General features: G+C 48.1%; 24 protein-coding genes. 12 read left to right on the top strand and 12 right to left on the bottom strand.

Translation table 11 applies throughout. The features are described from left to right. Positions 1 to 186: 186 nt before the first annotated feature. Genes BLS14_RS03110 through mnhG form a run of 6 tightly spaced genes read left to right on the top strand, consistent with a single transcriptional unit; the run spans position 187 to position 6,095 of the window. The gene (locus tag BLS14_RS03110) at positions 187 to 3,141 is read left to right on the top strand and encodes a Na+/H+ antiporter subunit A (protein ID WP_090950186.1); all 2,955 of its coding nucleotides are present in this window, start codon (positions 187 to 189) and stop codon (positions 3,139 to 3,141) included. Position 3,142: 1 nt separating this feature from the next. Further along, positions 3,143 to 3,481 carry a Na(+)/H(+) antiporter subunit C gene (locus tag BLS14_RS03105; RefSeq protein WP_024631879.1) on the top strand — a complete coding sequence of 113 codons (339 nt, stop codon included), beginning with the start codon at positions 3,143 to 3,145 and terminating at the stop codon, positions 3,479 to 3,481. After that, on the top strand, positions 3,474 to 4,952 hold the full coding sequence (locus tag BLS14_RS03100) for a Na+/H+ antiporter subunit D (RefSeq protein WP_063563410.1): 1,479 nt from the start codon (positions 3,474 to 3,476) through the stop codon (positions 4,950 to 4,952). The genes BLS14_RS03105 and BLS14_RS03100 overlap by 8 nt, the downstream gene beginning before the upstream one ends. 6 nt (positions 4,953 to 4,958) lie before the next feature. After that, positions 4,959 to 5,435 carry a Na+/H+ antiporter subunit E gene (locus tag BLS14_RS03095; RefSeq protein WP_090949467.1) on the top strand — a complete coding sequence of 159 codons (477 nt, stop codon included), beginning with the start codon at positions 4,959 to 4,961 and terminating at the stop codon, positions 5,433 to 5,435. Next, on the top strand, positions 5,435 to 5,719 hold the full coding sequence (locus BLS14_RS03090; protein ID WP_063563408.1) for a Na(+)/H(+) antiporter subunit F1: 285 nt from the start codon (positions 5,435 to 5,437) through the stop codon (positions 5,717 to 5,719). Before BLS14_RS03095 ends, BLS14_RS03090 begins: the two co-directional genes overlap by 1 nt. Further along, positions 5,703 to 6,095 (top strand): monovalent cation/H(+) antiporter subunit G, encoded by a 393-nt coding sequence (gene mnhG, locus BLS14_RS03085; RefSeq protein ID WP_062324636.1) that lies wholly within the window; start codon positions 5,703 to 5,705, stop codon positions 6,093 to 6,095. Before BLS14_RS03090 ends, mnhG begins: the two co-directional genes overlap by 17 nt. 138 nt (positions 6,096 to 6,233) lie before the next feature. On the opposite strand, the gene BLS14_RS03080 is transcribed toward mnhG, so the two are convergent. The 6 genes from BLS14_RS03080 to BLS14_RS03055 all read right to left on the bottom strand — a co-directional run bounded on the left by BLS14_RS03080 (position 6,234) and on the right by BLS14_RS03055 (position 14,114). Beyond that, positions 6,234 to 7,406 (bottom strand): rhamnogalacturonan acetylesterase, encoded by a 1,173-nt coding sequence (locus BLS14_RS03080; protein WP_090949465.1) that lies wholly within the window; start codon positions 7,404 to 7,406, stop codon positions 6,234 to 6,236. A 40-nt stretch (positions 7,407 to 7,446) separates the two neighbouring features. Next, complete coding sequence (locus BLS14_RS03075) at positions 7,447 to 8,466, bottom strand: alpha/beta hydrolase family protein (protein ID WP_090949463.1); 1,020 nt, start codon at positions 8,464 to 8,466, stop codon at positions 7,447 to 7,449. A 210-nt stretch (positions 8,467 to 8,676) separates the two neighbouring features. Then, the gene (locus tag BLS14_RS03070) at positions 8,677 to 10,938 is read right to left on the bottom strand and encodes an MMPL family transporter (RefSeq protein WP_090949461.1); all 2,262 of its coding nucleotides are present in this window, start codon (positions 10,936 to 10,938) and stop codon (positions 8,677 to 8,679) included. A 41-nt stretch (positions 10,939 to 10,979) separates the two neighbouring features. Continuing rightward, positions 10,980 to 12,134 (bottom strand): type III polyketide synthase, encoded by a 1,155-nt coding sequence (locus BLS14_RS03065; protein ID WP_090805783.1) that lies wholly within the window; start codon positions 12,132 to 12,134, stop codon positions 10,980 to 10,982. A gap of 212 nt (positions 12,135 to 12,346) precedes the next feature. Then, the gene (locus tag BLS14_RS03060) at positions 12,347 to 12,967 is read right to left on the bottom strand and encodes a flavin reductase family protein (protein ID WP_090949460.1); all 621 of its coding nucleotides are present in this window, start codon (positions 12,965 to 12,967) and stop codon (positions 12,347 to 12,349) included. A 151-nt stretch (positions 12,968 to 13,118) separates the two neighbouring features. Beyond that, positions 13,119 to 14,114 carry an iron-hydroxamate ABC transporter substrate-binding protein gene (locus BLS14_RS03055; RefSeq protein WP_256336132.1) on the bottom strand — a complete coding sequence of 332 codons (996 nt, stop codon included), beginning with the start codon at positions 14,112 to 14,114 and terminating at the stop codon, positions 13,119 to 13,121. A 259-nt stretch (positions 14,115 to 14,373) separates the two neighbouring features. Between BLS14_RS03055 and BLS14_RS03050 the strand changes: the two genes are divergently transcribed. Then, positions 14,374 to 14,967, top strand: a complete 594-nt coding sequence (locus BLS14_RS03050) for a hypothetical protein (protein ID WP_063563402.1) — start codon at positions 14,374 to 14,376, stop codon at positions 14,965 to 14,967. 131 nt (positions 14,968 to 15,098) lie between these two features. Here BLS14_RS03050 and BLS14_RS03045 read toward each other — a convergent pair whose 3' ends face one another. Both BLS14_RS03045 and BLS14_RS03040 read right to left on the bottom strand, forming a co-directional pair. Next, a complete protein-coding gene (locus BLS14_RS03045) occupies positions 15,099 to 16,334 on the bottom strand; it encodes a multidrug effflux MFS transporter (RefSeq protein WP_090949457.1) in 1,236 nt (411 codons plus the stop codon). Between the two features lie 41 nt (positions 16,335 to 16,375). Beyond that, positions 16,376 to 17,122 carry a GTP pyrophosphokinase gene (locus tag BLS14_RS03040; protein WP_063563616.1) on the bottom strand — a complete coding sequence of 249 codons (747 nt, stop codon included), beginning with the start codon at positions 17,120 to 17,122 and terminating at the stop codon, positions 16,376 to 16,378. 243 nt (positions 17,123 to 17,365) lie between these two features. Here BLS14_RS03040 and BLS14_RS03035 point away from each other — a divergent pair, with 243 nt between their 5' ends. Both BLS14_RS03035 and BLS14_RS03030 read left to right on the top strand, forming a co-directional pair. Beyond that, positions 17,366 to 18,235: an alpha/beta hydrolase family protein gene (locus tag BLS14_RS03035; protein ID WP_090949455.1), complete on the top strand. Its 870-nt coding sequence runs from the start codon at positions 17,366 to 17,368 to the stop codon at positions 18,233 to 18,235. 133 nt (positions 18,236 to 18,368) lie between these two features. Then, entirely contained in the window at positions 18,369 to 19,094 is a 726-nt protein-coding gene (locus BLS14_RS03030; RefSeq protein ID WP_072733459.1) for a YoaK family protein, read from the top strand. Between the two features lie 29 nt (positions 19,095 to 19,123). Here the strand turns inward: BLS14_RS03030 and BLS14_RS03025 are convergent, their stop codons facing one another. Next, positions 19,124 to 20,020 (bottom strand): LysR family transcriptional regulator, encoded by an 897-nt coding sequence (locus tag BLS14_RS03025; RefSeq protein ID WP_090949453.1) that lies wholly within the window; start codon positions 20,018 to 20,020, stop codon positions 19,124 to 19,126. A 138-nt stretch (positions 20,021 to 20,158) separates the two neighbouring features. Here BLS14_RS03025 and BLS14_RS03020 point away from each other — a divergent pair, with 138 nt between their 5' ends. From BLS14_RS03020 to BLS14_RS03010, 3 genes are all read left to right on the top strand, one after another. Continuing rightward, on the top strand, positions 20,159 to 20,863 hold the full coding sequence (locus BLS14_RS03020; protein ID WP_090949451.1) for an O-methyltransferase: 705 nt from the start codon (positions 20,159 to 20,161) through the stop codon (positions 20,861 to 20,863). Positions 20,864 to 20,940: 77 nt separating this feature from the next. Next, positions 20,941 to 22,272 (top strand): MFS transporter, encoded by a 1,332-nt coding sequence (locus BLS14_RS03015; protein WP_090949449.1) that lies wholly within the window; start codon positions 20,941 to 20,943, stop codon positions 22,270 to 22,272. A 26-nt stretch (positions 22,273 to 22,298) separates the two neighbouring features. Beyond that, a complete protein-coding gene (locus tag BLS14_RS03010) occupies positions 22,299 to 22,634 on the top strand; it encodes an AbrB family transcriptional regulator (RefSeq protein WP_090949446.1) in 336 nt (111 codons plus the stop codon). A 74-nt stretch (positions 22,635 to 22,708) separates the two neighbouring features. Here BLS14_RS03010 and BLS14_RS03005 read toward each other — a convergent pair whose 3' ends face one another. The 3 genes from BLS14_RS03005 to BLS14_RS02995 all read right to left on the bottom strand — a co-directional run bounded on the left by BLS14_RS03005 (position 22,709) and on the right by BLS14_RS02995 (position 24,136). Beyond that, positions 22,709 to 22,912, bottom strand: coding sequence for a hypothetical protein (locus BLS14_RS03005; protein ID WP_064638863.1), 204 nt, complete (start codon positions 22,910 to 22,912; stop codon positions 22,709 to 22,711). Between the two features lie 76 nt (positions 22,913 to 22,988). Beyond that, positions 22,989 to 23,252, bottom strand: coding sequence for a YkgJ family cysteine cluster protein (locus tag BLS14_RS03000; RefSeq protein WP_090949443.1), 264 nt, complete (start codon positions 23,250 to 23,252; stop codon positions 22,989 to 22,991). Positions 23,253 to 23,281: 29 nt separating this feature from the next. Next, positions 23,282 to 24,136: a chemotaxis protein gene (locus tag BLS14_RS02995; RefSeq protein WP_072732562.1), complete on the bottom strand. Its 855-nt coding sequence runs from the start codon at positions 24,134 to 24,136 to the stop codon at positions 23,282 to 23,284. Positions 24,137 to 24,188: the final 52 nt, after the last annotated feature.

The raw sequence follows: 24,188 nt of genomic DNA, 5'->3' as shown, positions 1-24,188 counted from the left end.
ATTATACATTTCCATACAATATGGGAACGCTATTCGCACCGTGTTTCTTCCATTCAAAGAATAGTCACGATTCTGTATATACATACTTGGGTTATGAATATAGAGAGCAAGCATGCTCACAGAGCCATATGAGCACGGTTTGCCACAACAAAGAGCATTAGAAATTCAGTCATTGGGGGTGTAATGTTGAGCCTGCTTCATGTTGCTGTGATTCTGCCTTTTGCCGCTGGTATTGTACTTGCCATGCTGCATCGTTTCTTCCGTAAAATACATATGGGATGGCTGGTTTTACTTGTCCCGGCCCTATTATTTGTTTATTTTGCGAGCCTCGTACCCGCCGTGTCTCAGCGCAATACGGTATCCGGGTATATCCCCTGGATTCCGTCACTGGACATTGGATTTAATCTATATCTTGATGGTCTAAGTTTGCTGCTGACATTGTTAATCACCGGTGTAGGAACACTGGTGGTGCTCTACTCCATTTTCTACATGGATACCAAAGAAGCCTTAAACCGCTTTTATTTGTATCTACTGATGTTTATGGGAGCCATGCTTGGCGTGGTGCTGTCAGACAATATGATTGTGTTGTATGGATTCTGGGAGTTGACCAGTATTACGTCCTTTCTCCTGATCGCTTTTCACTACAAACGTAAAGAATCCACCTCAGGCGCACAGAAATCGTTCCTCATTACTGTATTTGGCGGATTCGCCATGCTTGCCGGATTCATGCTGATGTATCTAATGACAGGCACGTTCAGCATTCGTGCAACCATTACGGAATGGGGACAGATTCAGGACAGTGCACTATTCTTGCCCGCTCTTGTGCTGATTCTGATCGGTGCTTTTACGAAATCGGCGCAGTTCCCGTTCCACATATGGCTGCCTGACGCCATGGAAGCTCCAACACCGGTTAGCGCCTATCTGCATTCGGCAACCATGGTCAAGGCGGGACTGTATGTCGTCGCCCGGTTTACACCCATCTTTGGTGGACAGGGATTATGGTTCTGGCTTGTCACCGGGGTTGGACTGCTCACCCTGTGTTATGGATCATTCCTTGCCGTGAAAAAAAATGACCTTAAGGCGATCCTGGCCTACTCTACCATCTCACAGCTTGGTTTAATCATGTCCCTGCTCGGCGTTGGCTCGGCGGCCATCTATTTCGGATATGGCGAATCCTCCGCGATGTACACGGTTGCCATTACGGCAGCACTGCTTCATCTGTTCAATCACGCTACCTTCAAGGCGGCACTGTTCATGGTCGTAGGCATTGTGGATCATGAGACAGGCACGCGGGATATAAGGAAACTCGGCGGACTTGCTTCATTTATGCCTGTGACCTTTACGGTAGCGCTCGTCGGAGCACTCGCCATGGCCGGAATTCCGCCGTTTAACGGATTTCTGAGCAAGGAGCTGTTCTTCCAGGCTATGGTGGAAGTAACACACCTCCGCATCTTTGGACTCGGATCATGGAGCATACTCTTGCCTGTGTTCGCCTGGCTCGCAAGTGTGTTCACTCTGATCTATGCGCTTATTATTGTGTTCAAAACGTTCCTTGGTCGCACCCGCAGCGAGATTCCTGCCGAGAAGCTGCATGAAGCTCCCGTTGGCATGTTAATTCCTCCGGTTATTCTCGGGATACTCGTGATCATATTCGGTCTATTCCCGAATCTGCTGGCTGGATCATTAATTGAACCGGCGATGGCTGCTGTACTTCCATCACTGTTGAACGGAAATGAACACTTTGATGTTCACTTCTCTCTATGGCATGGCATCACACCAGAATTAATCATGACCATTGGTGTAATCGCCCTCGGTATTACATTGTACAGACTGCTGCCGCGCTGGAGAACGATTTATGAGCATTACCCACAAGGGTTAACGATAAACAATATGTACCATGTCGTACTCGATAACCTTCAGCATTATGCACGCAAATGGACGGAAGCCTATATGAATGGCTCGGTTCGTAACTACCTGGTATACATTTTCTCGTTCACCGTTGCATTGCTGGTTTATGCTTTTTTCCGCTCAGGGGAAAATATCACCTGGAATTTCAAGGGCAACGCCCCTTTTTCTTTCTATGAAGCAGTACTGCTCGTCGCACTGATTGCATCAGCGGTTTCGATCCCTTTTGCCAAGAACAGACTATCCGCAGTCATTATGACAGGCGCAGTGGGTTACCTCGTCACATTACTGTTCGTGCTGTTCCGAGCGCCGGATCTGGCATTGACCCAGATGATTGTCGAAACGGTATCCGTTGCACTGTTTCTGCTCTGCTTCTATCATCTGCCTGAACTGCAACGAGGCAAATCAAGCCGCAGCTATCTTAGTGTAAATATGATTGTTGCCATTGCCGTAGGCGTGGTCATGACCTTTGTTGCATTAGCTGCGAGCGGAACCGCGTCACTCGAGAGCATTTCGGACTTTTTCATTCAGGAAAGTTACAATCTGGCTGGCGGCAAAAATGTCGTCAACGTGTTGCTGGTGGACTTCCGTGGTTTTGATACCTTACTGGAGATTATGGTACTTGGGGTAGCTTCGTTGTCCATCTACTCCATGATTAATCTGAATCTTGAAGCGAGGGACCTTGGCGCAAGACTGAAATTCCGCAAGAAAGAACAGACTGAAGAAACCGATGAAGATACGGATGACAAAGCGGACAATACGAAAAAGTATGGCAACCGTGAACGTAGCTCATCAACCTGGGATACCGTACCACTGCAAAGCAACGATGTGTTGTTGCAAACAACGACCAAGGTTGTTGTCTTTATCATTCTGACCTTCGCGCTGCATCTGTTCTTCGCAGGACATCATAACCCGGGTGGCGGGTTCATTGGCGGTCTGGTGACCGCCGCTGGTCTCGTGTTAATTGCGCTGGCGTTCAGTACAGATACTGTACGTAAAGCGTTACCTATCGATTTTCGCACCTTGACAGCCATCGGGCTGGGCATTGCCTTATTGACTGGAGCAGGCTCGTTTTTGTTTGGCGTACCCTTCCTGAGTCAGACCTTTGGTTATTTCGATCTTCCAATACTCGGAGAAACAGAACTTGCAACCGCGATGCTGTTTGACCTCGGCGTATATCTCGCCGTCCTGGGAGTCACCATGAATATCATTCTACAGATCGGGGAGGATCGCTGATATGGAAATATTGATGTGTGTGGCCGTTGGCATTTTGTTTGCAGTCGCCGTCTTTTTAATCTTATCGCGGAGCCTGCTCCGGATCGTGCTTGGCATGTCCATACTCACTCACGGGGTGCATCTACTGCTGATTACGATGTCCCGCCTCAAAACTGGAGCACCACCGCTGCTTGGGGAGCAGGCTGAACGCTACGTTGATCCACTTCCCCAGGCGCTGATATTGACATCCATTGTTATTAATTTCGGACTTACCGCCTTTTTCTTTGTACTTTCCTATCGTTCCTATCTGAAGCTGAAAACAGACGATATGGAAGAAGTAAGGGGGCGTCCTTATGAATAATCTCGTTGTTCTGCCCATTCTACTGCCACTGATTACAGGGGTTATAGCCCTTCTATTCTTCCGGCGGGTAAACATCCAGCGGGTTGTGAGTGTTATTGGCCTTTTGCTGACCGCAGCCGCTTCAACTGTCCTGATTACCCAAGTGACACAGTCCGGCATACAGACGCTCAATATGGGAGGCTGGGAACCACCCTACGGTATTGTACTTGTTGCAGATATGGTATCGGCCTTGCTTGTCGTGGCCGCTTCGATTATTGCACTGGCGTGTCTGCTCTATGCCTTCCGCAGTGTAAATAAGGAACGGGAAGAACATCATTTTTACCCGTTCTTTCATTTCCTGATTGCGGGCGTGAACGGTTCGTTTCTTACCGGAGACCTGTTTAACCTGTTTGTCTGCTTTGAACTGATGCTCATCTCTTCTTATGCACTAATTGTATTGGGAGGTACGGAAAGACAATTACGAGAAACGATCAAGTATGTGTTGATTAACATTGTCTCTTCTGCACTATTTGTTGCCTCTATCGGCTTTCTCTACTCTATTACAGGCACATTAAACATGGCCGACTTGTCCAATCGGATCGCCGAAGTTGGACAGAGTGGAGTCATCACCCTGATCGCTGTCTTGTTCCTGATCGTATTCAGTATCAAAGCCGGACTGTTCCTGTTCTTCTGGTTATCCGGCTCTTACGCAGCCCCTCCGGCAGTGGTCACCGCCCTATTCGCCGGTTTGCTGACCAAAGTTGGCCTGTACGCCATTGTGCGAACATTCACACTGATTTTCTATCATGACCCGGATTTCTTCCATGCCCTTATCGGCTGGATGGCTGGAGCGACCATGGTACTCGGAGTAATCGGGGCAATTTCCTATCGTGACGTCAATAAAATACTGATCTACAACGTGATCGCAGGGGTGGGATTTGTAGCCTTCGGGATGGCTGCTGCCAGCCGTCCTGCACTGGAAGGTCTACTCTTCTACATGCTGCATGATATGCTCATCAAAACACTGCTATTCCTGCTCGGAGGCGCTCTGATCGCGGTCGCAGGCACCTCTAAACTCGACAATATGGGCGGGCTGATCCACCGCTACCCACTGCTTGGCTGGATGTTTTTTATCAGCGCACTTGCCCTGGCAGGCATTCCACCGTTCAGTGGATTTCCTGGGAAATTGTTGCTGTTCGAAGGCGGGTTGCAGGCTGGTCTGTACGGACTGACAGGCATTGCCGTCCTTTCCAGCCTGCTGATGTTGTATTCGGTTCTTCGCATCTTCATCCAGGCGTTCTGGGGTGAACCGCCGGCAGGCGCAGTGAGAAGACCTTATGCCGTGAACGGCCTGCTCATCCCTGCCGGAATTCTGTTTGTGTTCATCATCGCGATGGGTGTGGGGGCTGAGGGTATGTTCCAACTGACCTCCCGCGCAGGCGACATTCTGCTGCATCCCAATGTATATATTGATGCAGTGTTGAAGGAGTAGATGCGTATGGCCTTTCAGATTGTACTAAATCTGATCATTGCCTTTGTATGGATGTTTCTGAATAATGAGTGGAATGGGGTTGGCTTTCTCACGGGTTATCTGCTGGGTCTGCTATTGATTGGGAGCATGCGGCGATTCTTTCCGCAACGCTTCTATATTGTTCGTGTCTGGGCGATCATCAAGCTGAATGCCCTGCTGTTCAAGGAACTGGTACGGGCCAGTATTGAAGTTATTCGCCAGATCGTGAAGCCGAAGCTTGATATTCGGCCCGGCATATTTACCTATCAGACACAGCTGTCCTCTGACTGGGAAGTTACACTCCTGTGTCTGCTCATCTCACTGACGCCAGGCTCCCTCCCACTTGAAATTTCAGGGAATCAACGCAAATTATTTATACACGCGCTGGATATCAAAGACGAACAGAAAATGAGTGATGATATCAAAAATACGTTCGAAAAAGCCATTATGGAGGTGACACGATAATGTTATCCTCAATGTTGTTCATATCCTTGCTTATTCTCTCCCTCGCAATCCTGGGTTGTCTGTACCGGGTGCTACGGGGACCATCCATGGCCGACCGGATTACGGCACTGGATACGATTGGTATTAACGTCATTGCCATCGTTGCTGTTCTGTCCATGATGCTTCATACCCAAGCTTATCTGGATATCATTCTGTTGATCGGCATTCTCGCTTTTCTAAGCACAGTTGCATTTGCACGATATATTGAACGGGGGGCGGTATTCAAAAATGAAGGAGATCGTTGATGGAACCGCCGGAATTGTCATTGGGCTCATTGTCTTGCTGGGAGCACTACTGAGCGCATTTAGCGCGTTCGGACTGATCCGACTGCCAGATGTATATTTACGAGCACATGCCGCCACCAAAAGTACTACACTCGGCGTACTTTGTGTACTGAGCGGAACGTTTCTCTTCTTCTGGTATTTCGATAACTATATCAGTGCTCGGGTATTGCTTGGCATTGTGTTTGTATTTATCACAGCACCGGTAGCCGGACATCTGAACGGACGGGCTGCCTATCGCACAGACGTACCCCTATGGGAACAAAGTGTACAGGATGAACTTGAGCCACTTTTAAAAGGTAAAAAGGTCAACCACGAGGCCAAGGATATGATGGAATAGTCACTTGGTTAACAAGCAAATACCCCCGGGACATGCCTCACATTACGTGGCCGTCCCGGGGGTATTTTTGGCTATACGATACAGCTTAGTACAATCTATGTTCGTGGAGTAGCGGGACGAAGCTATATTTTAACCGGATCAAAATCCATTCAGTCCCTGTCTTCTCAGATCAGCAGCAACGATTCGTGCAAGCTGAGCAGCACCATCACGATTCGGATGCAGCGTGTCTCCTGTCATATACAAGGCCAGTGTTGCAGCCGGTCCAATGGAAGTGAAATAAGCCGAACTGAGTTTGTTCAGTTCTACAAGCGTCACGCCCTCTTCCTGAGCCAGTGCACGTGTAGATGCATTGTACCAGCGATTCTCCGCAGTATGCACATTGGCTGAATTGAAATCAGTTGCCCGACCCTGAGGTGTCGATAGAATGACGGTGGCTCCTTTATTTTTGACCTGACGGACCATGTCACGCATGATCTCCTTGAACTCTGCTTCGGTTGTATTGTTCTTGGCATTGGTATCGTTAATCCCTAATTGCAAAATAAAGTAGTCTCCTGGCTTAATATACTTCAAAATTGCTTCCATCTGTCCATCATCGCGGAAACCTCTTGCAAATTGACCACTAGAGGCCATATTGCGAACTTGAAATGTACTGGTATTCACGTAGGAAGGAAAAAGCTGTCCCCAGCCACCCTGTATACTGCTGCTGAGTGGATAGTAATTGCAGACCGTCGAATCGCCACCAATATAGATCGTACGGTTCGTCACCGTCTGATTCGATATTTTCCGGATTTCAAGTGCGCTGAGTGTAAATGCCGTGCCTTCCTTCCCTTCTGTTACCAGTAGATTTAACTGTCCATCCGTCACCGGAATTTGAAATTGATCGGTCGCCCCATTCCCCGTCATATTAATGATCTGGTATACGCCTTCTGCCGCCACACTCGATCTTGCAGTATTACCCAGGACCACTTTGACCTCATAGAGACCATTGGACAGATCCACATTAAACGTATTCGTACTCTTCGTGCCAAAGGTGACAAACTGAACGGCATCACTTGCAACGCCCGTTCCAGATGCAGATACATTACGCATATTAGCAGGTGTATTGAATCCATAACCTGTTGCTGAATTGTAGGCCTCCGTTGCTGATACACCAGTGTAACCGTTCTCAACTGAACCAGCACCAAAATCAAATTTGTACTCATTCGCCGCAGCTTGGGCGACCTGTCCGCCATTAGCTGCCAGAGCACCTCCAATCAGACTAGTAAACAGGGTAAGACAGAGCAAATACCGCACGGATTTTGACCATTTCATAACTAAAATCTCCTCTCAAAGGTTCATTTGTATGATTGCCTTACAGAACGTTATCAAGCCAGTCATAGGCTTTCGCTCCGCTGATCTCATGGCCTCCTGTAAAAAAGTCTGCATCGAGCCATTTCTGTGCTCCCGCCTGTTCATAGATCTCTGTCAAACGTGCATAGGCTTCTTTTGCTGTTGGCAGCGGAAATACCTGATCTTCACTTCCAGCTTCAATAAATAGCGGCCTGGGTGCGATCAGACCTATGATATCCGGCAGCTCTGCTTCCCGCAGAATTCCTGGAATATAATTGTCGAGGCAATGATTTCTGTCCAATATGCTGCCCTGGAAAGTACTAGCGTACCCGCTCACCACAGCCGCACGGCACCGTTCATCCAACGCAGCAGTGAATGCTGTCACGAGTCCACCACCCGAGATGCCCATGCTGCCGATCCGCACTGGATCAGCTTCAGGGCGGGTGGTTACGTAATCCATCACACGCATCGTTTCATAGATTCGGTGCCCGGCCAGGGTCTGCCCAGTCATGAGCAGATGGGCGGCAATTTTGGTACAGGAGCTAGCGCCGGGTGGTGCATCCCGATCCTCCTCCAGCCTTCGGTCACCAAATCCAAGCAATTCAGGAGCGGCAACCACATATCCACGCTGTACAAGGGCGACGGCGAAGTCTTTATGCAAGCCAGGCTCTCCTTTACGCGGTGAACCGTCGGGTTCCAAGCCGGAGATCTCCCGGCTGCCATACCCGTGTCCATGGCAGGCTATAATGGCGGGGCGTGATTCTTTGGTAACGCTTACTAAATTCGGTATCAGCATATAGATAGGCATGCGCAACCCTGCGTAGGTCGTAATCTCAACCCGCTCACGAATGTAGCCATCACATGAGGTGCGTTCGAGCAATACGGGATTCAGCTCCGACACCACGGATGGGAAGCCGCCCAGCCGATCTATAATCCGTGCTCGCAACTGGCTGCGCCATTGCTCAAGAGATTGACCCGTCTGGTACGCAGAGCGTCCACGCGGGCGTGTTTGTTTTTGCAGATAAGATTCAATATCCGACATTACCGTTCATCCCTCCTGTGGATTCAAATGATAGACGTATGTAAGAAAGTATATGTTGGACTTGTCCAGTCTATTATAAATCACGGTACAGTCGGTGAATTGAACATTATTGCCTGTTTTGGGCTGAATTCACACTATTTTGATGAAAAAAAGGATATCCTCGCATACCTGATCTTCAGGCTCCGAGAACATCCTTCTTAATCCGGCCTTTTATTCCCTGTGCCCTGGTAGCCACCAGTTCCATCTGCCCATCAGTTTCATAAGTGCAGGTACCAGCACCAGGCGGATAATGGTTACATCAATGAACACCGCCGCTGTAATTCCGATTCCCAGCTGTTTGACACCCGCCACGTCAGCAAACGCAAAAGGCACAGTCACTGCCAGTAGAATCGCCGCCGCCGATGTAATCAGACGTCCGGTTGAAGCCAGTCCTTGCTGTACGGCCAGATCACTATCCCCTGTTCGTCTGTATACCTCCTGGATGCGGGTCAGCATAAATACGCCATAGTCCATCGAAATACCAAAGACAAGCCCAGCAATGAACACGGGAATCATAATGGCAATGGCAGATGGCTCCATGCCAAAATGGCCCTGATTAAAGACCAGTACGAGCACGCCGAATGAAGCAGCCAAGCTGAGCAGATTCATCAGAATGGCTTTGATTGGAATGAGCAGTGACCGGAATGCTGCGAGTAATACGAGATAATTCGATACCACAACAAACACCAGCACTTTGGGCAGTTGACCTGAAACTTCTTGCATGATTTCATGTTGCATGACTGCTTCTCCCCCATAACGCAGAGGTATGAAGGGAATGGAGTTAGCGCTGTCCTTGGCCCTCATCTGTTCGAGCCAGGATGCAGCCTCATCGGAACCCGGTGCTCCGTGAATGGTAGCCACAATACGAATAGAGTAGTCGGACACATATGAACGCAGCCATGCAGGCGGCTGAGATGTGGTTTCTTTCAGTGCCTCACGCAAAGATGATGATAAGATGTTCATTTGAGATTGAATATAAGATTGAGATTGGCCTGAGAGCTTGTCCGGCAGCATGATCCCCCACGCGGACTCAACAGCCACCACATTCGAATCCTGCTGAAGCTCTTGCATTTTACTCAACGCCATTCGCCAATGAAATGTGGTCAACGGCTCTCCCGTTCCACCAATTACAATCTCTACAGCAGATACATTCTTTTGTCCAAAAATACTCTGGATCTGCTCAGTCGCTTGACGAGACTCCATTCTGCCAGGCAAGGAAGAAGCATCCGGAATGGCGATCTCTAACCGGGCAACCGGTAGAACAAAGAGAAGCAGCGCACCCGTTCCAAGCAAGGCCATCCGAACCGGCCGTTTCATAATCATGCCTGACCAGAATGACCAGATCGAACGTAAAGGCAATGATTGTTGATGCTGGCCCTGCTTTGAAGAGATGGAATGCCCGGAATGTTGTCTAAAGATTCGCACAGAATAGAGGGATAGAATGGCTGGCAGCAGTGTTATATTCAGCAGGACCGATATGACGAGCACGACAATGGCTCCCAGGGATACACTCAGAAACATCGGCAGTCTAATCCAGAGCAGACCGAGCAGCCCTAACAGCACACAAGCAGCAGAAAAGAATACGGCTCTGCCTGCTGTTCGCAGCATTCTCTGGAGAACTTCCTCGGCCCTCGAACCTGTTTCTTCGCTATTCTGACCTCGCTGGAGTTCCTCACGGTATCTGCTGAGAATTATCAGAGCAAAGTCTATGCTGAGCGCCATTCCCACCATCGGAATAACATTGATCACAAAGTTGGAGAGCGCCAGATGGTAACCCATTAGGGATGTAACTCCCATTGCCGTTATGACGCCGGACACTCCCATAATGACTGCAATTAGCGCTGCATAAAGACCTCTGAATGCAAAACACAAAATGACGAAGGCAAGCGGCAATCCCACAATCTCTGCCCGTTCCAAATCGCGAAAACTGAGACGATTTACATCCTGCTGTACAACGGATTTCCCTGTTATTTGGATCGTTCCCGTACCGTCTGTTGTAAGCACGGAACGCAGCTGTTCAAGCGGCGGACCCATCTTGTGAGGCGGTACATCAAACGCCAGCAAAGCATAGGCCACATCCCCCCGCAGCATCCGGCTTCCACGTGATTCAAGCGGAGAGATTATGGACGTTACACTTGACAGTGTACTCACCTGTTGCAGACGATTTTTAATCCAGCCCCGGAATTCGACGGGGGTAGTGCCTGTCTTTTTTTCAAATAGAAGAATAACCGGATCAGCAGGAACATGGAACTCTTTCTCCAGAATAAGCTCTACAGCATGAGCATCTCCCTGGTTCAAGTTCAATCCATGATCCTGAACAATACCAGGCAATTTCCATGCCCAGATGGCTGACATCCCGATGACAAACACCCAGCAGAGAATGATGAACCGCGGATATCGGCTAATGAGGACAGCAAGGCTGCGATAACCCATACCCAAGCTCCTCTGCTATCAGATTGGTAATTCCGATTCTTTTAAATTGCGCCTTGATTCACTGTTTCTCTTTCTTCAACGGATGCAGGAACATAAGTAAAAGGAAGCAATTCGGCTGTTAAACCCGGTCCAAATGCAAGTGCAATTCCGCTGGAAGCTTCTTCATTTTTACGATAATCATCGCGGATGGCTTGTAAAACAAACAAAATCGTCACAGAGGATAGATTTCCATAATCCCGTAAAATGTTTCGGCTGTAAGCGACCTGTTCATCTGACAGCTGGTACAGCTTCTGCACCGCATCCACAATACCTCTGCCTCCGGGGTGGATCGCCCAGATTTCTGGTAGATCGCTGCCGTTTAGTAATCGTTCAACCTCTGGACCAAGATGTAAACCCAGCAGCTTCGGAATCTGTGGCGAGAGATACAGATCGAAGCCGGTATTGCCCACTTCCCAGATCATCTCTTCAGAACAGTCTGGCAGCAACACGGAATGCCCGCTACCCAATCTGAACAGTTCTTTGCGTCCTGTTCCGGACAGGCCCACAACACAGGCAGATGCGCCATCACCGAAGAAGGAGGCTGCGAACAGGTCATCCCGCTTAGCGGAAGGCTGAAAATGAAGGGTGCACAGCTCCACACATACGATAAGAACTGTAGCGTCTTTCTCACTCGTCACAATTGAATTTGCTAACTGTACAGCTTTCAGACCAGCGGCGCATCCCTGGAACACAAGCGGAATCCGGTTAATACGCGGCGATAGTTCAAGCTGCTGAATCAGCCGAACATCGAGACCGGGCAGGAATTGCCCTGTGCAACTGACGGTAATGAGATGTGTAATCTCTGAAGTCGAAACGATGGCATCCTCGAGTGCCTGACGCGCTGCCTGGATTCCAAGCGGAACGGCTGCTTCCTTATATTTGGCCATACGTTCGGCTGTGGTCGGAACGTTCTCCGCCTGGGTAAAGGGCAGATAACGGCAAGACTCTACTGGCTCCAGCAGGTTCGGCTCACATGAATAACGCGTCTCGACACCGCACTGGTTGAATATTCGCTTGGCCCATCGTCTGGAATCCGGTTCATGCTCCAGCGCTTGTGCGAGCCGAGCAGACACATCCTTTTGCTCAATGCGGTGAATAGGCAATGCCGTTCCAATTCCTATGATACTTGCGGCTACGGTTCCATCAAGTTGGTTCATCGGCTCCAACCTCCTTATATATAAATGGGTTCTTGTCACATGTGCAGGATATAGTACAAGTCTATTCAGGGCTTGCCCCCTTTATGTTCACGAAACAAGCAAAGGCGGACAACATATGCGAATTCCGCACATGTTGTCCGCCTTATTAAACGACGATTATTATTATCTTATCCGGACCCATGCTTCAATAGATCGTTCAGCCTGCTCCGCTGCTACTCCGGCCTTACCACCGTAAATCTCTCGCCAAGTTTGGCATAGTCATTTCCAGCCAGTCTGCTAATCGGTTTCAGCTGATCCATCAATATATATTTGGTGGCAGGATCATACACGTTCTCACTGAAATGGTATTGTACAATGCGAACCAGAAGCAAATCACTCACAGGTTTTCCCTCATCGTTCGATATCAGTATATGCTGATACAACTTACACTCCATCCGAATGAGTGCTTCCTGTATTGCTGGTACGGAGACCACCGTACTTGGTACAGTCGTTAGATTTGTCCGTTCCAGCTCACTTTCGTGGGGCTCCAGCATGGCAGCAGTCTCGTTCATGTCAAGAGCAATCGATTCATCACAGATATGTACTACCAGTTCTTGCAAGGAAAGCACATTGCGAGCCGTATCTTTCATAACGCCATCCTTGCGACCGATGGATATGGATAATATCGGCGGGTCAGAGCTGACTATATTAAAAAAACTAAAGGGCGCTGCATTAATGACGCTACCATCATGAGAAAGTGTTGTCACAAATGCGATTGGGCGCGGTACCACCGAACCACTCATCAGTTTATAGTTATCTCTGCCCGTCAATTCTCGCGGATCCAAAGTATGCATCATTAGCTATCCCCTTCCGTAATTGTAAAACGATACTCACGAGCTTCACTTCATTAGTTATTATATATCGTAAAATGTTGAAATCACAAAAAACTCCCTGGTGCTCATCGCACCAAGGAGTATACACATTCGGATTCGTATTTGATATCTATTATTTTACAATACTGTTCTGAATGTCTTCCATAATTTGAAGGTTCGCTTGAACTCCACTATACAACCAGCTGCTCGAACGGGTAAATTCGAATAAGTTACCATTTTTCACTGCTGGGATGCTTTGCCATACCGGATCTTTCAGTGCTTCTGAACCAGTACCTTCATCACTATTCACAAAGAACAAATAGTCTACATCCATTTCTGCCAATTTTTCCAGCGAGATGGAAGACCAGTTACCTGTCGCATTAGCAGAGATTTCTTTCACAACTTCAGGCTCAGCAAGACCCAGTTCCTTGTACATCACTTCACCACTGGATACATTGTCACTTACGATGAAGAATTTGCCGCTAACCAACCAAATGGCCGCTGCCGATTTCGTTCCACCTGTAACGGTATTGATTTTCTCCTTGATTTCTGTGGCTTTCACTTCGTAATCATCCAGCGCTTTTTGTGCTTCATCGCCTTTATTCAGAATTTCGCCGATTTTCAGCAGCGCTTTGCGCCAGTCGCTGTTGACCTCGTCGCCAAGTACATAAGTAGGCGCGATCTTGCTGTATTGTGCGTATTTCTCGCCTTCAACCACACTTTCGGAACCGATGATAATCAGATCCGGGTTGAAGCTTGTTACCGCTTCGAAAGGAAGATCGAAGGCAATCGTTGGAATGCCGTCCAGATCTTTTTGCAGATACTCCTGGATTCCGTTGGCTACGGACCATTGGGCAACTGGCTTAACGCCAAGTGTAACCAGATTATCTTCCAGATACGAAGCGATGATACGCTCCGGATTTGCAGGGATTTTCACTTCGTGACCCATTGCATCTGTCAATGTACGTTCTGTCGGAGCTTCTGTCTGTGTCTCTGTCTCCGTTGCTGTATTGTTCTCTCCTGCTGCTGTACCGTTGTCTACTGGTTTCGATCCGCATGCTGCCAGCCAGATGGACATGACCATTACAGTGATCAGAAGCATGACCATTTTTTTATTTTTCTTAAACAAGTGACTATCCCCTTTCAATATGAACACCTCAATGGAATGAGTTGTTATGACAGACTTAGACGTTTATACATTATTCATGCATATAATACTGGTATGTACTTTTGTCCAATTCCATTGACAATGATAATTGTTATCAACGAAGTTGTCAATGCAGCTTTTGCCTTTTAAGATCGAAAGCCCTTCATTCGAACAATTCACATTTAGGCTGATGCCGCCATAAGCTAATTCAAGAATACGATGACAGGAAGGATGTTCGTACATGGATTACGTTTATAACACCTATTCAGGATATGATGAGGATCGTTCGTTTCAATTGCCCCCACTATTCCCAGGAGGCGCTCCAGGAGGTCAGCCTGTGCCAGGTTTTCCGGGATCACCAGGTTCCTATCCCCCATTCATTCCCGGTGGAGGTAGTGGCGGTCAACCTCCTTACTTTCCTGGAGGCGTACCCGGTACGGCACCGGGTGTGCCCGCTCAGCTATCACAAGGCAATCTGCCTACCCTTCTAAGCGCTTATCCACGCCCGGTAGGTCAGCCCCCGGCTGAGATGGTTTTTCTGTATAACCTGATCAAAAGCAGCCCTGGTCTTCTACCGCTATTTATCCAGCAACAACCACAGAATCTGACCCAGGCTGTGCAATTTGCTCAATCAGGAGTAGCAACACCTCGTGATCCTGAGCAACGTGTACTGCAAAATTTCTGTTATAACCGCTGGTCTCTCGTATTCACATACAATGACGTTTACTTAATGTGGCCATCCACCAATCTGTTCGGTTTTGTCATTGGTTACTTCTATCCGTTCCTGACTCCAGGTATCCTGCTCAATACACAGATTTTGTTTGCTCTCTGCTAGATCACGTTCACACATAGAACAAGCGCCCCAGTTGGAGGACAAAACCTTCCAATTGGAGCGCTTTTTTATGGCTACATTATTTCTTATTATCAGCAAGCATTTATCTAATCATAGCAACAATGCAATACATTTCACGCCAGGCGTTTTTCACCCTGACGTTTACCGTTCTTGCCTACCATAACAAAGTAAATCATCAATGCACCAAGATCCGCACAAGCGATTACAATGCCCATTGGCACAGCTGTGCCTTCTCCTCCAAGACCTACAAGCGGAGCGACAATACCACCAAATAGGAACGTCATAACCCCAATAAGTGCTGATGCACTGCCTGCTGATTTCTCTTGATTAGCCATCGCCAGTGAGAAGGAAGCCGTATTAACCAGCCCCACACTGGATACCACGAGAAATAACGGGATCAGGACCGAAATCAGATTACCTCCTGCTAGAATGGCGATGAGCAGCGATGTTCCTCCCAGAGCAGCAGTTATCAGTCCTGCGATCAACAGACGAGTTTCTGATACTTTACCTGCAAGTCTTCCGGCAATCTGACTTGCCAATATGATGCCCAGACCGTTAATGGCGAAGCAGATACTGAACATTTGCGGGGAAATGCCATATATTTTTTGAAGCACGAACGGCGAACCCGATATGTAGGCAAACATACCAGCAGATACAAACCCTTGGGTTAAAGCATATCCCATGAACAGGCGATCCCCTGCAATTTTGCGGAATGTAATCAGCGTCTGCTTCAGTCCTCCGCTAGATCGTCGCTCTGCAGGCAGTGTCTCTCCAAGACCAACCACGACAGCAACTAAAGTCAAAATCCCGATGATACTCAGCAAAATAAATACGCCACGCCACGACGTATACGCAAGCAATTGCCCGCCGATAATTGGTGCAGCAATGGGTGCGACCCCATTAATCAGCATTAAGAGTGAGAAGAAACGTGTTAGCTCCGGCCCGGAATACACATCCCTCACCACTGCACGCGAGATGACAATTCCCGCAGCTCCCGCTGCACCCTGAATGAAACGCAGCACAACAAAAGAGCCCATCGTTGGGCTGACCAGACAGAGTATGGAGGCGATCGTATAGAGAATAAGACCTGCAATAAGCGGCGCACGACGACCACGTACATCACTTAGAGGTCCAGCCAGCAGCTGCCCTGCGGCCAGTCCGACCATACATGCCGTTAGACTGAGCTGGGCATAAGAAGTGGATGACTGGAATTCATCGGCCAGTGTAGGCAGTGCTGGCAAATACATATCCAGGGACAGCGGCCCAAAGGCCGACAGTGTCCCCAGAATCAATGCCATACGTACACGGGATGTAGAATTGGTGCTTAATGAAGCTGGTGTACTTTTCATATGAATAACATATTCCTTTCCCTGCGGTAGTTCACGTTTCCTTATTGTTCCCCGTTTCCTAACAGCTTGAGCAGGTTGGAAGGTAGCGTGAACTGTTGATTGTTAATGATAATACGGCGTAGTTCTTCTTCATCCCGCTCATTCTCGGCGTCCTTGATCTCCTGAATCTCCCGGTGCAGTCTCTCCATTTGTTGATCCAGTGCGTTGGCAGAGTCTGCTGCACTTTTCAGTTCTTTCGTTAAACGCTCGGGAACATCTTTATTGTATTTATAAAAGATTTTATGCTCCAGGCTCGCCCAGAAATCCATCGCAATCGTACGAATCTGGATTTCCACACACGCCCGCTCCTGTCCATTAGACATGTAAACAGGCACTTCAACCAGAAGATGAAGGCTCTGGTAACCGTTTGGCTTCGGATTCTGGATATAATCTTTCACTTCTAGCACACGCAGGTCACTTTGATTGCACAGCATATCCTTAATCCGGTAGATATCGGAGATAAAGGAGCAGGTAATTCGCACACCCGCGATATCCTTAATATTTTCCTTGATGCTTTCAAAGGTTAACTCGTGATTTTTGCGGAACATCTTGTTCATAATGCTCTCAGGTGACTTTAATCTGGATTTCGTATGTTCGATCGGGCTGTAATCATGCAGGGACTGAAATTCTTCCTTCAGCACCTCGATTTTGGTCTCCATTTGATCCAAAGCAAATTTATAAATCATCATAAATCTCGTAATTTCATATTTAAATTTCTTGAATTGATCAATCGGATGTGGAGCGTTCATCATGGTTTTCTTCCTTTCTTCGTGCACACTAAAGTTAGTTTTATAAATACGAGGACAGAGGTCAATTCACATGTCTCCTGAACCATTATAAATCATATGGAGCCAATAAACGAATTTCTCGCACCGAACGGCTGCTGCTGGAGGAAAGGTATGGGAACCTCGTTTAGGCGCATCCTAAAGAAGAATCATGGTCAATTGGCACGCCATTTCCGATGAAAGAGGTCGATCCCCCTGCTCTATCATGTGACGTATTCGTCCGATGCGCTTCGGGTAAAAGGCTATTTATGCCTGCCTGACGGCTGCTTCTTACACGCCTTCTCGCCGTTAGAAAACACTCATAGCAGCCCTGCCTTCCAAGGCTTCACCGTAACGCAAGAATCCATGCAAATGCAACAGCTCGCAAGCCGCTACCCTCCTGTAGAACAACACACCATGGACGGTATTGATGCACGTTGGCCGGTTCTGATCTATTGCCGCGGTGGGTTGGGCAACTATGGTGGGGTAAATACCGCTTGGCTGGAGCAATTTGTCCATAAAGGTTATATCGTGTTCGCTCCATCATATCGTGGTAACGAAGGTGGCGAAGGACGTGACGAGTATGGCGGACGAGATGCCGAAGATGTACATGCCGCTTACCGACTTGTGCAAGAGTGGCCCTTTGCCGATACGAAGCGAATTTCAATGATGGGATTTTCGCGTGGAGCGATTAATGCCGTACATACAGCAACAACCTACAATGAAGGACCTCAGCAGGTACATAAACTGGTGCTTTGGAGCGGTGTCGCCGATGTGGAACGCACCTATCATGAACGAACCGACTTGAGACGTACTTTGAAAAGGGTGCTTGGCGGTTCGCCACGTTCAGTTCCGGAAGCTTATCTCGCCCGTTCTCCCTTGTCGAAGGCACACAAACTCCATTGTCCTGTGCTCATCATGCATGGCACGTCTGATACGCAGGTGAATTACAGTCATGGAACCCGGATGTATCATTGGCTGAAACGTAGAGGTGCCAACGTTACATTTCATGCTTATGGGGGACAGGATCATCGTTTTCAGGAGAGGATGCATGAGGCGGCAGTGAACAATATGTTTGACTGGCTTGCAGCACCTTAGCTACAGAGTAGGCATGATTTAAACAAGTTTGCTGCTATGGGAAATTGGGCTTCATCATAAACTTCATTTTGAAGGATCATGCGTTGTGGATGTATACTGGAGGGGTTACGTTTTTTTGAAAGGACGGATGATTATGAATCAAAATACCCTCCAAAAGTACGCAATGCTGCTGTTATGCATGTCTGCTGGAATGGTTGATGTGATCGGATACCTGGGACTAGGGCATGTGCTTACAGCCAATATGACGGGTAATATTGTGCTGCTGGGGATCGCGATTGCCCGTGCTCAGGAATTGGTTGTGCTGCGTGCACTCCTTGCCCTCATTGGTTTTATTGCTGGTAATGCCATTGCGGCATACATGATCGGACATGTGCAGACGAAAAATGGCTGGTCTTCCAGGGTCACAGCTGTGTTCACTGTAGAAAGTATATTGCTTCTGCTCTTTGCCATCGCTATGATCAGTCCTTATTCGGAACAAGTATCCTATTTGCTGATTGCTATGCTGGCCACCGCCATGGGGATGCAAACGACTGCGGCACGCCGCATTGGGATTGCCGGTATCTCAACGACCGTGCTTACCAATAATCTGGCCGCCGTGGTTGAGGATGCGGTAAGCATCCTTCAGCGACTGCGACACGCCAATATCCGCTCGCTGGTCAAAGCGCTATCAGCAGATGCATACCTTCGCGCAGGTGCCGTTGTGATCTATTTGGGCGGCGTTATTCTAGCTGCGATGTTGTTCCACCACGTACCCATGATGGCAGTCTGGATACCTGTTCTGATCGTTGGAGGAGTCACCCTGTACGCACGGTTATACTCCAGAGGAACGACCAAAGCAACGTCGACGGATGACATTTAACGTTAGCTCTCATGCCATTATTGAACGATTCATTTCATTAATGATGCTTCCTGTCTGATGAGTTCAACCAGATGCTGTGCAGCAGGAGATAACACTTCCCCTGCTCGTGTACAGACGGCTACGGTGTTTTTCAACTGTACACCTCGAACGAATACACGTGCCAACCTGCCCTGTTGTACATCTTCCTTTACGACCAGAGAAGAAATAAAGTTGGCTCCATAACCTGCCTTCACCGCACTAATCGTTTCGTTCAACCCATTGAACTGAAGCGCAATGCGGGGAGCGGCCAGGTTATTTGTTGTGCAGAGAGAGACCAGACGCTCCCGTGTAGCGCTGCCTTCTTCACGCATAATGAAAGGCTCTGCCACCATCTCCCGAAGCTCAATTTCCTTTCCCGCATAGGGATGATCGGGATGTACCACAAACCACATTTCATCTTCAAACAATTCGTCCCAATGAACACCTGAATGTGTAATGCCACTTCCACCATAAACCGCAATCTCGGCCTCATAACGCAGCAGTTGGTCAAAAGCCATCCGAGTATTGGTTGTGCTCACAACCAGCTCCACATCCTCGTGCATTTGCTTGAAACGGGCAATCCAGCCCGGCAGCAGAAAATTCGAGGGCAAATAGGTTGCGGTAAGGCGAATCAGCCCTTTCTTGCCTGCACGAAAATCCTGCACAAAGTTCTCGACATCCTGCTCCAGCATGAACAGACGTTCCGCGTAGCCTGTTAATTGCATTCCAGCATCGGTAAGAACCAGTCTTCTCCCCTCCGAAGCAAATAGTTGAATGCCCAATTCCCGCTCAAACTTCTTCACCTGAGAGGATACCGCTGGCTGGCTAATGTTGAGTTCTTCCGCCGCACGCGTGACTCCTCCATATCTCACGATGGCATGAAACAATCGTAATCCGTGCAAATTCAACCGCAACACCTTCTTCACTTGAAGTATATAATCTAAAGTTATATTAACATACATAATATATATTTTATTTATGTATTTGTTCCCTTTATAGTTGAAGTATGAAATCCAATACATGCAATCGGAAAGGAACATGTAACGATGAACAATGTGAATGGTTCTACTCAACAGCAAACCTGGAGTCAAGTCGACAACTATTTGAACACCTTATTAATCCCCTCGGATCTCCTGCTGGAGCAGGCACTACTTACCAATGCGGAAGCCGGCTTGCCCGCTCATGATGTAGCACCTAATCAAGGGAAATTGCTTCAGCTCCTGCTTCAAATACAAGGCGCAACTCGTGTGTTGGAAATCGGGACGCTTGGCGGATACAGTACGATCTGGATGGCTAGAGCCCTTCCCGAACACGGACGTATCGTCACACTGGAAGCAGATCCACGCCATGCAGAGATGGCACGAACCAACATCACGCGTGCAGGACTTATGCACAAGGTTGATCTTCGAGTAGGTCCTGCCCTGACTACTCTTCCCGACGTTCAGGAAGAGTACAGAGAACCCTTTGATTTCATCTTCATCGATGCTGACAAACCGAGTAATCCCGACTATTTGCGATGGGCGCTGCGTCTGGCTCGTCCGGGAAGTCTGATTATTGGTGACAACATCGTCAGGGACGGTGAAGTTATCAATGCAGACAGTACGGACAACAGAGTTCAGGGCGTTCAGTCTTTCCTGAAATTAATTGCAGATAATCCACGTCTTGAAGCTACCGCACTGCAGACTGTAGGCACTAAAGGCTACGATGGATTCGTGATTGCCCGAGTGCTGGAATCCCCTACTGCAAAATAAACAGTGGTCAATTCTTCCGCAAATCCCCCATTCCTGTTAAACTAAAATCACTGCACAGGCAGACTGGGGGAAACCACTTGAGACTTCTACAACAGATTCATGCTGAAATTCGGGGCTGGTCCCGCAATATTCAATTGTTTTTTCTGGCAAGCATCTTGTATCAGATCGGAAATGGCATGTTCTCTGTCTTGTACAATCTGTACATTCAGGGTCTCGGCTACAATGATACAATGAACGGCCAGATTGTAAGTATTCAATCACTTGCGACAGCGATTATGTTTGTTCCCATCGGACTATGCGGCGATTTCTTCAGCCGTAAGCGGCTGCTGATTACCGGCGCCTTGTTCAGCGGAATATTTCTGATTGGCCGTTCCTTCGATTATTCTGCCAGCGGACTGATCTGGTTTGCTGTATTTTCAGGACTTTTCGCTGGCGTATTTCAGGTACTGGCCATTCCCTTCCTCGCTGAGAATGTGAAAAAAAGTCAACGACTGAAGATGTTCAGCTATTACTCCTGCCTCGTACTCGCTTCTCAGGTACTCGGCAGCTTGGGTGGTGGCATATTTGCAGACCTGCTTCATACGGCTGGCCTTGCCAAAGTCACTGGTTTGCAAACGGTATTGTTCGTAGGTGGGGCAGCTACACTGGTTGCGTTTATTCCGATGTTGTTTGTATCCGAGGATAAGAAGGCACCACAAGCGGATACTCCGGCGCAACCTGTCATTGAATCTGCAACATCTGCAACGGATGGCAAACAGGATGTCGTTCATTCCGCAGTACAAGGCAGCAAGAACGTTACTCTTAGCCAAAAGAAAGATTCCCGTTTGATCGGTCAATTTGTCATAACCCAATTATTAATCGGGTTTGGTTCTGGACTGGTTGTGCCTTATTTGAATCTGTATTTCACCAACCGTTTTTCGGTATCCTTAAGTGCTATGAGTCTGCTCATTTCATTGGGTCAGATCATGACCATTGTATCGATGCTGATTGGACCTACACTTGCGGCCAAGGTGGGAAGTGTTCGAGCTGTCGTCATCTTCCAGGTTATGTCACTGCCCTTCCTGCTGCTGACTGGATTTACGAATCTACTGCTCATCGCTTCAGTGAGTTTCTTATTCAGACAAGCGCTGATGAATGCAGCTAATCCGATTCAATCCGCCATTCTGGTAGACAGAGTATCGGACAAACGCCGTGGAATCGCCAATTCACTGATGCAGACCGCCTTTATGATTGGATGGGCCACCATGGGACCCGTGCAATCCTACCTCGTGACGACTTATGGCACGTATTGGGGTTACGCGATCACGTTCAGCATTACAGGCAGTTTATACGTAATTTCATCGCTGATGTACTATATGATGTTCAAAGAACCGAAGACATCTGCCCGTGTTCTTGCCGCGAACAGATAAATGATAACCATTCAACAGGACAGTGGATGAATCAGCTCCCTGTCCTGCTTCGTAATGAGCCAATCCCCGTCCAAGGATCAAGCAGTGTTCTCCTCATTGCAGGTTCGCTTGGCTTGAGCTATATATTAATGAGGATGTTCTCTCTCTCGGCCGCTACGTCATTGTTGAGCATGGCACCTGGCGGAATGGATCAGATGAGCATCATGGCCCATGAAGTCAATGCCAACCTATCGGTGGTGTCCGGATATCAGTTGTTTCGCATCTTATTTATATTCTTTATCGTCTCTTCGCTCCTTAAGATGATTCTCATGCATATGTTGAGGAAAAAAGGGGCGAGAACCATTCTTCGGTCAAGTAAATAGGAAGTGGACACACCAAAGAGAGTATCCGACTGATTTCCAGACTGCGGATACTCTCTTTTATTTGTTTGCTCATTTTATGAATAAACCCGACTATACATCCAACTCACAATGCCCACAGTTACAGCGGCCGCCCCAATAATAAATGCATAATAGCCAAGTTTGCTTTTTGACTCTGAAGTCTGCTTGTCATAGAAGTCTGAGTTTCGCCTGTAGAATCCCATCCACAGTTCTCCAATCATATTCACAACGACCATTACAAACCGTTTGGCAAGTCCCATTCATCCCATACCCCTTTCTTTTCTCAAACCCCTTCCATATTAAGTATAATTATCCTTTTCCCTCAAAACAACTCTGTCACGCTGAACTCGGGGCAGTTTCCTGTTCCAGCCAGCTCAATCGTTCAAACGCCTCCTGATCTGTGCTGCCACACATCTCTTCCGAAGCCTGTAATCCGCTGCATACATCGGGGCGCTCTTTCTGACCAAAGATTCCGCAGCGATTGTCCTTCGTCAGTTGTACACAGCGCACACCTGCGGGCTTGCCGTCAGCCATCCCGGGTATCGGCGATGAGATAGAAATCGCGATACAGCATGCGGCACAGCCTGTCCTGCATTCCATAATTATTATCCTCCCTCCATATCTGACATTTAACGTGATCCACGATTCACCCACGTCCAGGTTCGAGCCAAACCCTGTGCAATTCTCCGATTCATGGTTCCATTCGAGAAATATCCACCATGACTCAACGGATTCCAGCTCCCAATTACACCGCCAGAGTTAATTTCCACGTCTTCGTTGACCGCTGCCTCATAGGCAGGATCAATAGGTCGCAGTGGGTAACCCAGAATATCATCCCGATCATAAAAGTTAATCCATTCCCCTTCAAGCCCAGGAAAGTACTGCCCTGCCAACGGTGAAGGTACCTGAATCGGCCGGCTAAAATCATGATACCGTAAGCTCCATAATGGCAATGTCGTTCCAAAGGAATAAAAGCTCGTTAAGGTATCTCCCCGTTCCAATGCGGAAGTAACATCCACGATGGAGGGCGTGCGACTAGACGGATATTGCAGATCATAGAAGAAATTACTTGCAATCACAGCTCCCAAACTATGTGCAATGATACAGAGTGGAGCTTCTGGCCCATTTCGTTGTGCAAGTGCGTGCATCGCCCGATTCAGCGTATAATGTACCGCATCATAATTATGCCCTTGATTTTCCACAGGTTGATACGCGACGGCATCAGCCAGATAATGTATAACAAATCGACGCAACACTTGATAGTTCAATCCCTGAGAGCTGACAAGCTGCTGAAACAGCGCCTCTTCCCGATCCTCAAATACGTCAGCCCAAAATACGGGCTCAATATCCAGCATCTGTTTGGCTGCTCCCGGCAACACCATAACCTGATCCAATTCCTTATGCAATCGCGAAATCAGTGTATCCGCATAATTTTCCTTTTGCATACCCAGACCATGAATGACCATTACCGCAACACGAGTCATGGCTCTCCTCCTCCGTCCATTGACTAGCCACTCTCTTTGAACCATATGAACT

The sequence above is a fragment of the Paenibacillus sp. OK060 genome (genome assembly GCF_900101205.1).
Classification (GTDB): Bacteria; Bacillota; Bacilli; order Paenibacillales; family Paenibacillaceae; genus Paenibacillus; species Paenibacillus marchantiae.
The sequence above is the reverse complement of the archived record's forward strand: the minus strand, read 5'-3'. Positions and strand labels throughout refer to the sequence as shown.